Here is a 13,083-nt window from a genome sequence, read left to right as displayed (position 1 = left end):
TCTCGTCCGGGCCTCCCCCGGATGATCACATGTCATCTACATGACACGCACAGGCGCCCCAGCCCGGGGGTGCCCGAAGCCGCTGCGAGGAGAGGTCGCCCGTGGGCACAGTCGTCGACGACGCCGCCTCCGTGGAGTTCCACGCCTTCTTCGAGCGTCACTACGCCGAACTGTCCCGCCTGGCCTATCTGCTGACGGGCGAGTCGGACACCGCCGACGATCTGGCGGCGGACGCGTTGCTGGCGCTGTGGCACCGCTGGGACCGGGTGCGCGCGGCCGACCATCCGGCGGCGTACGCGCGCGGTGTGGTCGCCAACCTGGCCCGCACCCGGATCCGCAGCGCCGTGCGGGAGCGGCGGCGCATCGCCCTGTTCTGGTCGCAGCGCGAGGAGAACACCGAGAACCCGGACGTCGCGGGCGTCGTCGACGTCCAGGAGGCGTTGCGCAGGCTGCCGTTCCGCAAGCGGGCCTGTGTGGTGCTGCGGCACGCCTTCGACCTGTCGGAGAAGGACACCGCGCTGGCCCTCGGCGTCTCGGTGGGTACGGTGAAGAGCCAGACCTCCAAGGGAATGGCCGAACTCCAGCGGTTGCTGGGCACACAGGGAGTGCCGCAGCGGATGCACGCGGCGGTGGGCGTTCCCCGTTGCTCGCCGGCCGTGGAAAGCTTGCGGGCGCGCACCGGTGAGGGCGGAGGAAGGGACCGATGACCATGCGGCGGGACGTGCACGAGGAGCTGCGCGCCCGGCTGCACGAGGCGGCCGGGACGCACGAGCCCGACCGGGAGCACATCCTGGCCCGGGTCGAGCGCGGTATGGCCGGTCCGGCCGGCTCCGGCCACCGGGCGACGCGTCCGCCGGTGTTCGGGTGGATGCGGGTGGCCGGTGCGACGGCCGCGGTGGCGGGTGTGCTGGCGGTGGGCGGTTACGCGGTCGCGTCCGCGGTGAAGGAGGAGACCGCCACCCCGCAGCAGCGGGACGTGGTGACCTCGCCGACGCCCACGTCCACGCCGTCGCCGGAGGCGACGAGCCGGGCCCCCGCGCCGCCGGTGGATCCCACGCCGTCCGCTACGCCGGAGCGCCGCGAGTCCGCTCCGCCGCCCTCGCGGACGCCGAGCACCTCCGTCACCGGGCGCCCGCCGGCCGCCACCGAGGACGGGCCGCTGTGGTCGGACGGCTCGGTCGACCCGCACAGCAACGACTTCTGGGCGCAGAGCAACGTCACGATCAAGACGCGCACGGAACTGACCGCGCTGACCGTGCGGTTGAGCGTCGCCCAGACCGGCGGGGTCTCCGACGCGGGCGCCTGGCGGTCGCTGCCCGAGCAGGACTTCACGCTCACGGTCGCGGAGCGGGACGGCTTCCTCGTCTACACCTGGACGCTGAAGGAGGGCCGTGAGGTCCCGGCGGGCGAGTGGGTGTTCGCGGGCCAGTTCGACCACGAGCGCGGCGGCCGTGACGCCGGCGCCGACCGCTACGCGGTGACGGCCGCCGCCGGCTCGGAGCGACTGTCCGTGGGCGGCGGTTTCGCGGCCGTGGACGACACCGACGACGACTCGTGAAAAATTTCTGAAGACGCGGCAACCCTTCCCTCGCGGGTGGCGACCACCAGGCGCAAGAGTCACCCCCCATTGAGGAATCGGTACATGACTGCACCAGCAGAACAGCGCGTCCGCCACCGCCGCCGGGTCACCAGGCGGCGTGCCGTGATCACCGGGTTAGCCGCGTTCGGCATCACGGGAGCGGCGATCGTCACCACGTCGATGCTGTCCACCGCGGGCGCCGCGACCCCCTGGCCCACGGACAAGGGCAAGACGCCCGTGTCGGAGACCATCGCGGTCTCCGGTGTCCGCGACGGCGGCATGAAGATGTTCTACGGCACCGGCGCGCTCGGCGGCGACAGCCAGGACGAGGGCCAGGACCCCATCTTCGAGCTGGCCGACGGCGCTGTCCTCAAGAACGTCATCATCGGCACCCCGGCCGCGGACGGCGTGCACTGCAAGGGCAGCTGCACGCTGCAGAACGTGTGGTGGACGGACGTCGGTGAGGACGCGGCCAGCTTCAAGGGCAAGTCGTCGTCGGCCGTGTACAAGGTGATCGGCGGCGGCGCGAAGAACGCCGACGACAAGGTGCTCCAGTTCAACGGCGCCGGGACGCTGAACGTGTCGGGCTTCCAGGTGCAGAACGCCGGGAAGCTGGTGCGCTCCTGCGGCAACTGCAAGACGCAGTACAAGCGCACGGTCGTGCTGAACGACATCGACGTGACGGCGCCGATGACGGCGATCGTCGGCGTGAACGCCAACTACGGCGACACGGCGACGCTGTCGAAGATCCGCATCCACGGCGACAGCAAGAAGAAGATCAAGACGTGTGTGCGCTTCGAGGGCAACAACACGGGCAAGGAGCCCAAGGAGCTGACCCCGCCCGGCCCGGACGGCAAGACCTGCAAGTTCACGGCCTCGGACATCAGCTACCAGTGACGCCACGGCACGTGTGAACTCCGGCCGGCCCGAATCCCCCCTTGGGCCGGCCGGCTGCCGGGTGTCCGGGCCCCCAGCCGGACGTCCCGGCGCCCCGGCCCTCCGGAGCCCCCCTCCGGACGGCCGACAGTCGCCCCCGCCGGCGCGAATCGGCGGGGGCGTCGTCGTACCTGCCCGGGCACCCTCTTGAATTGATGCGCCTATCGCATGGACAGATCTCGGTTTGATGCTGGACACGGATCCCGTGGTGCTCCGAAACTCTCGCGTAACACCTCGGCCCGCCCCCCAGCTCGATGACCGAGACGAGGACTCATGAGAGCGATCCCCAGACGTACGGTGCTCGCCGTCACCGCGGGCGCGGTCGCGGCGCCGGCCGTGAGCACACCGGCCACGGCAGCGCCGCCCGAAGTGCAGCAAGCCGCCTCAGGACCCAACCCGGTCCTGCGGACGGACCTCCTCACGCAGGTGACGCCCAGGAACAACTGGCTGGTGACAGCCGTCGCCCTCCAGTACGCGCACCGCATCGACTTACGCGGCGCCACGGTCCCGCCCACCGCCTTCCAGGTGCGGGCCACGGTGGGCGGACAGACAGCGGCTCGTACGGTGACCCGGGTCTACACCCACACCTCCGACCGTCTGATCATCGAGCTCGATCCGAACGACTCCAACGCACGGGCGGTCGGCACCACCGATCCCCTTCCGCTCGACCGTGCCTATTCCGTCAGACAGGTGGCGGACGTGCGCACCCCGGCGGGTGAACCGGTCCTCGAGGCCGGTCCGTTCGCGCACCGGAACGACGACGTCATCACTCCCGTGGTCGACGACTTCGCCGCCGGTTCCTTCACCGACTCCGCGGGATTCGAACTGGACTTCCGGCTGTACCGGCCTGCGGGATTCCTGCGGAACCCGCGGAGCCGCACCCGGTACCCGCTCGTCGTCACCCTGCACGGCGGTGGCGAAGTCGCGGACAACAACATGACCCAGCTGACGTCCAACCGGGTCGCGGTCACGTTCGCCAAACCCGAACGACAGCACCGCGACCCCGCGTTCGTCCTCTCGCCGCAGATCCCCCTGCCCCGTCCCATGGACGGGCCCGACGGCACGGACTGGACCGACGCGAAGGTCCAGGCCGCGCTGATCGAACTCATCGACACCTTCGTGCGCGAGCACGCGGGCCACGTGGACACCGACCGGCTCTATCTGGTCGGCCTGTCCTCGGGCGGTCGCGGCATCTACAGCCTGCTGGCCGAGCGACCCGACATGTTCGCGGCTGCCCTGCCCACGGCCGGCTGGGGCGACGCGGCCACCATGGACAGGATCACGCACATCCCGATCTGGGCCGACCACTCGGTCGACGACCCGGTCGTCCCCTACCGGGAGGGCCGGTTCGGCAACCCCGGCACCTGGACCCTGATGAACGCGCTGGAGACCGCCGGTGCACGGGTCACTCGTGGGGAGTGGGCCAACGACCTGCCGAAGGAACAGTTCGAGGCCCGGTCACGGGCCCTCCTGCGGCAGGCCCGGGCCACGCGCAGCCACGTCCTGTTCACGAGCTACACGGCCGGAACGACACCGGTGAGCCCCCATCTGTCATGGGCCCAGACGTACGAGAACGACGTGGTCATCGACTGGCTCTTCGCACAGTCCCGCTAGCGCCTTTTGGAGGTAGAGCATGCGTCCGCGCAGTCGTTCCACCCGCACCAGCGCGCCGTTATCGACCCGGTCCCGTCCCCTGACGGCGCTGATCGCACTGGCGACCAGCATCGGCTTGGCACTGACCCTGCTGACGGCCACCGCCGCGCCGGCAACCGCCGCCGGCATCCCGGGCCCGACGACCGCCTCCCTGGAGGCCGCCGCCGGGCCGCTGACCACCGCCACCTACACCGTTCCCCGCCCGAGCGGATACGGCTCGGGCACGGTCACGTATCCGACCGCCAGGGGCTCCTACCCGGGCGTGGTGCTGATGCCGGGCTATCAGGGCACCCAGGAGAACCTGAAGTGGCTGGCACCCCGCCTCGCTTCCTGGGGCTTCGTCGTCATCAACGTCGGGACGAAGACACTCACCGACGATCCCGAATCGCGCGGCCGCCAGATCAGCGCCGCCGGCACCCAGTTGCTCGCGCTCGGCAAGGCCCCCCGCAACCCGCTGTCGGGGAAGCTCAACGGCACCCTGGGCGCTGCCGGTCACTCGATGGGCGGCGGGGGCGTCATGGCGGCCCTGCGGGACGACCCGCGCTTCCGGGCGGGTGTGCCGACCGCCCCGTACCACCCGAACGGGAACTTCTCCTCGGTCACCGAGCCCACCTTCTTCCTGACCTGTCAGAGCGACCCCGTCGCCCACGGCGACACCTTCGCGGTGCCCTGGTACACCTCCATGTCCCGGGCCGAGAAGCTCTACATCGAGGTACCCGGCGACCATCTGTGCCCGATGACGGGCTACGGCGACAAGGCCAAGCAGGGCAAGTGGATCGTGTCGTTCTTCAGCCTCTGGCTGCGTGCCGACACCCGCTTCGGCCCGTTCCTGTGCGGTCCGGCTCGTGACGCCGACAAGAACGACACCGCCCTGGTCACCCGCTGGATGGACACCTGCCGGTGACCCGTCGGAGGGACACGCCCTAGTCCATCGTCGAGCCGATGGTCGTGGAACCGGTCGTCAGGAACGTCGTCGCGGGGAGGGAGCCGTCCGCCCCGCGCGCGGCGTACGCGCTGTTCGCGTCCGTCGACCTGAAGGGCGGGGTGGCGACGCCGCTGTCCCAGTTGTTGCCGGCGGAGACGGCCGCGGAGCCCAGCTTCGCGGGGCCGCCCTTGTCGCTCGCGGCGAGGTTCTTGCCGAGGCGGGCCTTGCCGGTGGCGAAGTAGAAGCCGTTCTGGGCGTTGGCGTAGGCGGTGTTGCGGTTCAGGGTGATGGCGCCGGTGTTGGAGTTCTCGGTGAAGCCGTGCAGCGTGTTGTCCCAGGCGGCGTTGTTGTTGACGACGTGGGCGACGGACGCTCCCCCGCCGCCCAGTTTGAAGCCGTTGCCGTTGCCCTCGAAGGCCGGGTCGCTCCAGCGGTTCTCGCCGTTGCCGAAGGCCCAGGAGTGCTCGATGGTGACCGGCGAGGAGAACTGCCACAGGTCGAGGCCGTCGTCGGAGTTGTCGAACAGCCGGGCGCCGGTGATCCTGTTGCCCGTCCCCGAGCCGAACTTGACGGCGATGCCGTCGGCGTTCTGGCCGTGGCCGGCCGGGTCGTAGTTGCCGTGGCTGTCCAGGTTCTGCACGAGGTTGCCGGTGGTGCCGTCGCCGCGCAGAGTGAAGCCGGAGTCGCCGTTGTCCGCGGTGACGAGGTTCCTGAAGACGCCGCCGGCGGAGGACGTGGCGACGAAGCCCTGGGCCGGGGAGTTGACGAAGGCGAGGTTCTCGACGGTCCAGTGGTCGCCGTAGATGCCGGCCAGCCAGGAGCCGTCGGGCAGTTCGGAGCCGTCGATCCGGACCTTCTCGGCGCCGTACGCGCGCAGGGTGATGCGTGCCGAACTCGTGCCGTTCGCCGTTGACTTGAGGGTCGCGGACGGGTAGTAGGTGCCGCCGCGGACCTGGATGACCGTACCGGCTGTGGCGTTCTTCACGGCCGCTTCGAGCTGGGCCGTGCTGGAGACGGTGACCGTCGACGAGGCGGCCTGCGCGCCGCCGCCGGAGAGCCCGAGATAGACGCCGCCCGCCCCAGAGGCACAGACCACCGCGGCGGCGATGGTGAGCGTACGGGTCCTGCGGTGGCGTCCGGTGCTGAGCAGCACGGAGCGTTCCTTTCCTAGGCGATGGGGACGGAAACGGTCCGGAGGGGCCCGCTCCGACCCGTTTCCGACCAGCAGTCGCCGCCGCGCCGCCAAAGGGTTGCCGCCGTTGCCGCTGTCACGTGCACGGGCGGGCCCGAGTCTCCGAAAGTTTCGGAACCACCGGCCTCACGCACACCCGTTGACGCACTGTTCCCGGCCGGTGAAACTCCGAAGGCCGCTATCCAACAGAATCCCCCAGACTCCGACAGGAAGTGTCATGCGCCCCCGCACGCTCCTGCTTCCGTTCCTGGCCCTGACCGGCCTCCTCCTGACCCTCCTCACGGCGCCGCCCAGCACCGCAGACTCCGGAGCACCACCCGTGAAGCACTCCCAGTACGCCGGCTATCTCTTCGCCTACTTCACGGGCGAGGGCACCGCCGACGGCGAGCAGATCCGTTACGCCCTCAGCCGGGGCAACGACGCGCTGCACTGGCGTGAACTGAACGCCGGGAAGCCGGTCCTGACGTCGACGATCGGCGAGAAGGGCCTGCGCGACCCGTTCGTGATCCGCTCCCCCAAGGGCGACAAGTTCTATCTGATCGCCACCGACCTGCGGATGTACCAGAACTCCAGCGGCAGCTGGGACCAGGTGCAGCGGCACGGCAGCAAGTCGATCATGGTCTGGGAGTCCACCGACCTGGTCCACTGGACCGACCAGCGCCTGGTGAAGGTCTCCCCGGACAACGCGGGCAACACCTGGGCGCCGGAGGCCTACTGGGACGACGAGCTCGGTGAGTACGTCGTCTTCTGGGCGTCGAAGCTCTACGCCGACGACGACCCGGACCACAAGGGCAACACGTACAACAAGATGATGTACGCGACCACCAAGGACTTCCGCACCTTCAGCGCGCCGAAGATCTGGAACGACCCGGGCTACTCGGTGATCGACTCCACGGTCGTCAAGTACAAGGACGAGTACTACCGCTACACCAAGGACGAGCGGGACCCCAGCTCCTCCAGCCCCTGCTCCAAGTTCATCACCGGTGAGAAGTCGACGTCCCTGACCTCGACGAAGTACGACTTCGTGGCCGACTGCATCGGCAAGGGCGCGATGGACCGCGGTGAGGGCCCGACGGTGTTCAAGTCGAACACCGAGAAGAAGTGGTACCTGTTCATCGACGAGTACGGCGGCCGCGGCTACGTCCCGTTCGAGACCACCGACCTCGCCTCCGGCAAGTGGACCCCGTCCACGAACTACCAGCTCCCGGCGAGCCCGAGGCACGGCACGGTGCTGCCGGTGACGCAGAAGGAGTACGACCGGCTGCTGGCGGCCTACCCGTCCACCTCCACCTCCGTGATGGACGCGACGGCCCAGCACCAGAAGGGGTACTCGATCGTCACGGACAGCGCCTCGAAGGTCGTCCTCCCCATGGAGCCGAACGCCGAACTGCGGGGCCTCGCCCCGAAGCTGTGGGTCGGCGAGGGCGCCACGCTGAGCCCGAAGTCCGGGACCCGGCGCGACTTCCGCACACCGCAGAAGTACACCGTGACGGCGGCCGACGGCACCAAACGCACCTGGACGGTCGAGGCGGTCCGCACCCGCAGCCCCCTGCTGCCCGGCCTGAACGCCGACCCGGACGTCCACTACCTCGACGGCAGATACTGGATCTACCCGACGACGGACGGCTTCCAGGGCTGGAGCGGCACCAAGTTCAAGGCGTACTCGTCGAAGGACCTGGTCCACTGGAAGGACCACGGCGTCATCGTCGACCTCGGGCCCGATGTGACCTGGGCCGACAAGAACGCCTGGGCGCCCGCGATCGCCGAGCGGAACGGCAAGTACTACTTCTACTTCTGCGCGGAGCAGCAGATCGGCGTGGCAGTGGCCGACTCCCCCGCCGGCCCCTTCAAGGACGCGCTCGGCAAGCCGCTGGTCGCCAAGGGCGGGGCGCTCAAGGGCCAGATGATCGACCCGGCGGTCTTCACGGACGACGACGGCCAGGCGTACCTGTACTGGGGCAATGGCCACGGATACGTCGTGCCGCTGAACGACGACATGGTGTCGTTCGACGCGTCGAAGGTGCAGGACATCACCCCGGACAACTTCCGCGAGGGCTCCTTCGTGATCAAGCGGAAGGGCACGTACTACTTCATGTGGTCGGAGGACGACACCCGCAGCGAGAACTACCACGTGGCGTACGCGACGGGACCGTCCCCGCTCGGCCCGTGGACCAAGCGCGGGACGATCCTCCAGAAGCGGCCCGAGTACGGCATCCTCGGCACCGGCCACCACTCGGTGGTGAACACCCCCGGCACCGACGACTGGTACATCGTCTACCACCGCTTCGCCCTCAACGGCCCCGGCAGGCCGGGCGGCGACGGCATGCACCGCGAGACCACCATCGACCGCATGGAGTTCGCGGCCGACGGCAGCATCAAGCCGGTGGTGCCGACCCTGGAGGGCGTCAAGCCGGTACGGCGATGAGCCTCACAGGACGTCGTCGAGCCAGCTGAAGACCTCGTCCTGCATGTCCTGGGTGAAGACGTGGCCGAGCTCCGGCCACGTCTTCGTCCGTATCCGGTCCTCGGCGTGGCGCGACCGCCACACGGCCCGCAGCTTGTCGTACGCGACCCGCACGCCCTCGGCCGGGAACAGCGTGTCGAGCCCGCCGTTGAAGAACAGCATCGGCCGGGGCGCGGCGATGCTCGCCACGTCGGGGATGTCGAGGTGCCGGGCGAGCCCCGGGTGGAGCATGTAGTACGCCGACTGCCCGCGCAGCGTGTTGTTGCCGGGCACCATCATCTCCTTCAGGCCGGTCATCCAGCACACACTCGCGGCGGCCGCGATGTGGTCGCTGAGGGCGGCGGTCTGCCAGGCGCGGTAGGCGCCCATGGAGAAGCCGACGGCCGCGACCCGCCGGGCGTCCACCCGGTCGAGTCCCGCCAGGAAGGCGGCGGCCCGCTGGTCCTCCCGGGCCATGAGCCCGGCGAGCGAGGAGCCGAGGTTGTAGAAGTTGGCGGCGAGGGCCTGCTGCTGCTCGTAGGCGAGCGGCCCGCGGTCGCCCCAGCCGAGCGCGTCCAGGCACAGCACCACATAGCCGCGCCGGGCCAGTTCGTCGCCGACGAACCGCCCGCTGAAGTACTTGTCCGCCCAGGCCCGGGCGGAGGCGAGACGCGTGTCGTCGTACCAGGGCCGGACCAGTTTCTCCTTCCCGATGTCGAACCTGGCGCCGTGGTCGTGCAGGAGCAGCACGGCGGGGAAGGGTCCCTTGCCGTGCGGGGTGAGCAGGGCGCCGCGCACGCGTTCGTGGCGGGTGAGGGAGACGGTGACCAACTCCCTTGTGTATCCGTCCCCCTGGGCACGGCCACTGACCTGCGGCGCGTACGGCGTCCCGTCCTGCCGGTCGACGAGCAGGTGCTCCTCGACCGTGGCCCGGGCGGCGCGCCGCCAGGCGCGGAAGTCGCGGACCGGGGATCTCCCCCAGGCTTGCGGGAAGGTCAGGGCGTCCTTCAGCGCCGGGTGGAAGTCGGGCAGCGGGCCCTCCACGACCGCTGCCTCCGCCCCGCTCACCGCTCCCCCGGCCAGCAGCGCCGTGCCGGCCCCGACCACGAACGTCCGCCGCCCGAGCGGCTCATGGGTGCCCATACGACCTCCCGGTTCCAGCGTGGCTCAGGACGTACCCCTCGACGGCCGACGGGGACGTCAGGGGGCGGTAGTGGTAGACGTCGGCGGGGTCCCAGCCGACGTCGTCGGTGAGTCCCAGCCGGCTCGCCACCGCGTCGAGGCCGGCGGGCCGGCCGTCGAACCAGGAGCCGGTGTCGTGGAAGTGCTCGCCCCCGTAGGCGGCGACGGCCTGGGACCGCTGCGGGAAGCGGAACACATTGCGCTCGGAGAAGATCGCGGACTCCACGCCCACGCCCAGGGCGTACAGGGGAGCCCGGCCGCGGTAGACGTTGTTGAGGACGTGCACCTGCCCGAAGCGGACCCGTGGGGCGCGCTGCACGATGCCGCTGAAGAGGTTGCGGACGAAGGTCGCTTTCAGGTGCCCCCGGTCCCGGTCGCCGCGGCCGTCGCCCGAGCCGATCAGGATCGCCTTGTCGTGGTCCTCGAACCGGCTGTCGGAGACCGTGACGAAGTCGGAGCCGTCCTCGATGTCCAGCAGCCCGTCGTGCCGCTGCACGCGCTCGCCGTGGAATCCGAGGGGTGCCTCGCGGTCGGGGAACCGGCCGTCGGTGAAGGTGCAGTGGTCGATCCAGATGTTTCTGCCCGTGATGACGGTGAGCGCGTCGAAGCGGGCGTTCCAGCTGCCCCGCGTGCCGTCGTCCGGGGACCAGCTGGTGAAGTGGTCGACGGGCGCCTCCAGGCGCAGGTTGCGCACGACGATGTTGCTGCCGGTGTTGACCGTCAGGAACACCCCGAGCAGCCGGGCGTCCCTGCCCACGCCGACGAGGGTCGTGTTGCTCGGCACGGTGAGCTGGATCTGCGCCTTCTCCTTGTTCGAGCCGGTCTGGCGCAGTTGCCGCTGCTGCTTGCAGTAGTCGAAGCGGGTGTCGGACCAGACGGCGCCGTCCTCGCCGAAGCAGGACATGTACCTGCCGAGGTCGTATCCGGGCGCGTAGTCCTGCTCGCCGAGCGGGGAACCGTCGTCGCTCTCGTGCCCGTTGACGTCGCCGACGACCCGGATCACCTTGGGCGCGGTGGGCTCGCCGTCATTGGCCAGCGCCTCCTTGAGTTCCGCGCGGGTGTGCACCGTCCAGGTCGTGCCGCCCGCCCCGCCGGTGGTGCCGGAGCCGGCCGAGGCCCAGCCGACGGGGGCGCGTTCGGCGGCGGAGGCCGCAGGGGCCGGCCAGAGCAGGCACACACCGAGGAGGAGCGCCGCGGCCCTACGCACCGGGCCGCCAGTCGCCGAGGTACGTCTCCTTGGTGTGCAGCCCGACCTGCGCGCGACTGAGCCGGGGCCGGTTCTCCGGCACGGAGACGGCGGCGCCCGGCCCGGTGTTGCGGTACTCGGCGAACCGCATCGACTGCCACGGATAGGCCTCCCGCATGTTGGTGTACGGGGCCACCGCGTCGATGCCCGGCCCGATCCGGGTCTCCCGCACCACCAGCGACGGCCAGGCCGTGGTCTCGTACGACGGCACCCACGGGCGGGCCAGCTTGTAGGCACCGTCCTCGGCGCCGGAGGTGATGCGGCAGCGGACGGCGAGGATGCCGTACGGGTTCGCCCGGGCCGTGGAGGGCGCGAAGACCATGCCTTTGGGGGTGAAGTCCACGTCCCGTGCCAGCGTGCGGAAATGGCACTGCTCGAACACGGCGGTCGCCCGCCCGAAGACGAAATCCACGTCGCCCTCGATGTAGCAGTGCCGGAAGTACTGCCGGTCGAAGGCGCCGAGCGCGGTCGTGTCGACGAAGAGGGTGTCCTGGTGGGCCAGGAGCCGGACGTTCTCGAAGCGGGTGCGGTCGCCGTACGTGTACGCCGCGACCGCCTGTGTGCCGGTGATGTCGGGGTGGTCGGCGCGCAGCCAGTCGTTGGCCAGCGTCAGGTCGCGGACGGTCAGCCCGGGGGCCGCCGAGGTGAAGGTGGCCGAGCCGGCCGTGCCGTAGGTGCCCGAGCCGTCCGGCTTGGGCGTGCCGTTGGCGTTGTCGTACACGATGACGACGTCACGCGGGTCCCGGGTGGCGCCCCTGAGGGTCAGCCCGGTCTTGTCAGCCGGGACGCTGACGACCTCGCGGTACGTCCCCGGGTGCACGACGACGGTCCAGCCAGGACCGTCCACGGCGTCCACGGCGGCCTGCACGGAGTCACCGGGGCGGACATGGTGGACGCGGGGCTGGCCGGCCGCGGCGAAGGCGGGTGCTGCGCCGGTGGCGACGAGGCCGCCGGCTATTCCGGTGAGCAGGGTGCGCCGGTGCATTCAGCAGGCCTCCTTCCACGGCTCCCAGTCGCCCAGGTAGCCGGCGCGGGTCGCCGACCGGGCCTGCCGGGAGGTGAGCTGGGGCCGGTTCTCCGGCACGGAGACGGCGGCGCCCGGTCCGGTGTTGCGGTACTCGGCGAACCGCATCGACTGCCACGGATAGGCGTTCGACATGTTGGTGTAGGGCGCGACCGCGTCGATGCCCGGGCCGAGCCAGGTGTCCCGGACGGTGAGCATGGGACGGGCGGTGGTGTCGGAGCTGGGCACCCAGGGACGGGCGAGCTTGTAGGAGCCGTCGGGGGCCTCGCTGTCGACGCGGCTCCCGGTCACCAGGTACCCGAGCGGGTTGGCGGCGGCCGTCGACGGGGCGAAGACGAAGCCGTACGGGGCACCCGGCAGGTCGGTCCGGTTCAGGGTCCGGAAGCGGCACTGCTCGAAGACGGCGGTCGCCCGCCCGAAGACGAAGTCGACGTCGCCCTCGGCGTAGCAGTGGGTGAAGTACTGGCGGGCGAAGGTGCCCAGCGCCATCGAGTCGGCGTACAGGGTGTCCTGGTGGCCGAGGAACCGGCAGTGGTGGAAGGCCGACCGGTCGCCCTGGACCTTGAGGGCGACGGCCTGGGTGCCGGTGATGCCGGGGTGGTCGGCGCGCAGCCAGTCGTTGGCGAAGGTGATCCAGCGGGCGGTGAATCCGTCGGCCTGCACGGTGGTGGTGGCGGACCCGGTCGTGCCGTAGGTGCCGCCGCCGGGCTTGGGCGTCCCGGCCGCGTTGTCGTACACGACGACGACGTCACGGGGGTTCTCGCTCGCCCCGATCCAGGTCATCTCGGTACGGCCGGGGTCGACGGCGACGGTCTGCCGGTAGACGCCCGGGGCGATGACGAGGGTGTATCCGCTGCCGGTCGCGGCGGCCACGGCGTCCCGGACGGTGGGGACGTCACCGGC

The 13,083-nt window shown here is 70.6% G+C and carries 11 protein-coding genes; 6 read left to right on the top strand and 5 right to left on the bottom strand.

The features are described 5' to 3' along the window. The first annotated feature begins 101 nt into the window (after positions 1 to 101). The 5 genes from CCL05_RS23255 (at position 102) to CCL05_RS23235 (ending at position 5,072) form a co-directional block, all read left to right on the top strand. A complete protein-coding gene (locus tag CCL05_RS23255) occupies positions 102 to 707 on the top strand; it encodes a SigE family RNA polymerase sigma factor (protein ID WP_086562420.1) in 606 nt (201 codons plus the stop codon). After that, positions 704 to 1,558 carry a hypothetical protein gene (locus tag CCL05_RS23250; RefSeq protein WP_086562419.1) on the top strand — a complete coding sequence of 285 codons (855 nt, stop codon included), beginning with the start codon at positions 704 to 706 and terminating at the stop codon, positions 1,556 to 1,558. Before CCL05_RS23255 ends, CCL05_RS23250 begins: the two co-directional genes overlap by 4 nt. A gap of 84 nt (positions 1,559 to 1,642) precedes the next feature. Then, on the top strand, positions 1,643 to 2,476 hold the full coding sequence (locus CCL05_RS23245; protein ID WP_086562418.1) for a pectate lyase: 834 nt from the start codon (positions 1,643 to 1,645) through the stop codon (positions 2,474 to 2,476). A gap of 312 nt (positions 2,477 to 2,788) precedes the next feature. Further along, positions 2,789 to 4,129, top strand: a complete 1,341-nt coding sequence (locus CCL05_RS23240) for a prolyl oligopeptidase family serine peptidase (RefSeq protein ID WP_086562417.1) — start codon at positions 2,789 to 2,791, stop codon at positions 4,127 to 4,129. A gap of 19 nt (positions 4,130 to 4,148) precedes the next feature. Beyond that, positions 4,149 to 5,072 carry a poly(ethylene terephthalate) hydrolase family protein gene (locus CCL05_RS23235; RefSeq protein ID WP_086562416.1) on the top strand — a complete coding sequence of 308 codons (924 nt, stop codon included), beginning with the start codon at positions 4,149 to 4,151 and terminating at the stop codon, positions 5,070 to 5,072. A 19-nt stretch (positions 5,073 to 5,091) separates the two neighbouring features. On the opposite strand, the gene CCL05_RS23230 is transcribed toward CCL05_RS23235, so the two are convergent. Then, on the bottom strand, positions 5,092 to 6,246 hold the full coding sequence (locus tag CCL05_RS23230) for a right-handed parallel beta-helix repeat-containing protein (RefSeq protein ID WP_086562415.1): 1,155 nt from the start codon (positions 6,244 to 6,246) through the stop codon (positions 5,092 to 5,094). 256 nt (positions 6,247 to 6,502) lie between these two features. On the opposite strand from CCL05_RS23230, the gene CCL05_RS23225 reads away from it, so the two are divergent. Further along, the gene (locus tag CCL05_RS23225) at positions 6,503 to 8,710 is read left to right on the top strand and encodes a glycoside hydrolase family 43 protein (RefSeq protein WP_086562414.1); all 2,208 of its coding nucleotides are present in this window, start codon (positions 6,503 to 6,505) and stop codon (positions 8,708 to 8,710) included. 3 nt (positions 8,711 to 8,713) lie between these two features. Here the strand turns inward: CCL05_RS23225 and CCL05_RS23220 are convergent, their stop codons facing one another. The 4 genes from CCL05_RS23220 to CCL05_RS23205 form a co-directional block, all read right to left on the bottom strand. Continuing rightward, the gene (locus tag CCL05_RS23220) at positions 8,714 to 9,871 is read right to left on the bottom strand and encodes a dienelactone hydrolase family protein (RefSeq protein ID WP_086562413.1); all 1,158 of its coding nucleotides are present in this window, start codon (positions 9,869 to 9,871) and stop codon (positions 8,714 to 8,716) included. Then, complete coding sequence (locus tag CCL05_RS23215) at positions 9,858 to 11,117, bottom strand: pectate lyase family protein (RefSeq protein WP_086562412.1); 1,260 nt, start codon at positions 11,115 to 11,117, stop codon at positions 9,858 to 9,860. The genes CCL05_RS23220 and CCL05_RS23215 overlap by 14 nt, the downstream gene beginning before the upstream one ends. Continuing rightward, positions 11,110 to 12,141 (bottom strand): pectinesterase family protein, encoded by a 1,032-nt coding sequence (locus tag CCL05_RS23210; RefSeq protein WP_086562411.1) that lies wholly within the window; start codon positions 12,139 to 12,141, stop codon positions 11,110 to 11,112. Before CCL05_RS23210 ends, CCL05_RS23215 begins: the two co-directional genes overlap by 8 nt. After that, positions 12,142 to 13,083, bottom strand: a 942-nt coding sequence (locus CCL05_RS23205) for a pectinesterase family protein (protein WP_086562445.1), incomplete at its 5' end; no start/stop codon positions are given.

Origin of the sequence: Streptomyces africanus (genome assembly GCF_002150735.1) — a bacterium.
Taxonomy (GTDB): domain Bacteria; phylum Actinomycetota; class Actinomycetes; order Streptomycetales; family Streptomycetaceae; genus Streptomyces; species Streptomyces africanus.
This window is presented reverse-complemented; position numbering and strand designations above follow the sequence as displayed.

Bases quoted from the DNA above. Each gene is read 5' to 3' on its own strand.
- CCL05_RS23250 (WP_086562419.1), top strand. From the start codon at position 704: ATGACCATGCGGCGGGACGTGCACGAGGAGCTGCGCGCCCGGCTGCAC.
- CCL05_RS23245 (WP_086562418.1), top strand. From the start codon at position 1,643: ATGACTGCACCAGCAGAACAGCGCGTCCGCCACCGCCGCCGGGTCACC.
- CCL05_RS23240 (WP_086562417.1), top strand. From the start codon at position 2,789: ATGAGAGCGATCCCCAGACGTACGGTGCTCGCCGTCACCGCGGGCGCG.
- CCL05_RS23235 (WP_086562416.1), top strand. From the start codon at position 4,149: ATGCGTCCGCGCAGTCGTTCCACCCGCACCAGCGCGCCGTTATCGACC.
- CCL05_RS23225 (WP_086562414.1), top strand. From the start codon at position 6,503: ATGCGCCCCCGCACGCTCCTGCTTCCGTTCCTGGCCCTGACCGGCCTC.
- CCL05_RS23220 (WP_086562413.1), bottom strand. From the start codon at position 9,871: ATGGGCACCCATGAGCCGCTCGGGCGGCGGACGTTCGTGGTCGGGGCC.
- CCL05_RS23210 (WP_086562411.1), bottom strand. From the start codon at position 12,141: ATGCACCGGCGCACCCTGCTCACCGGAATAGCCGGCGGCCTCGTCGCC.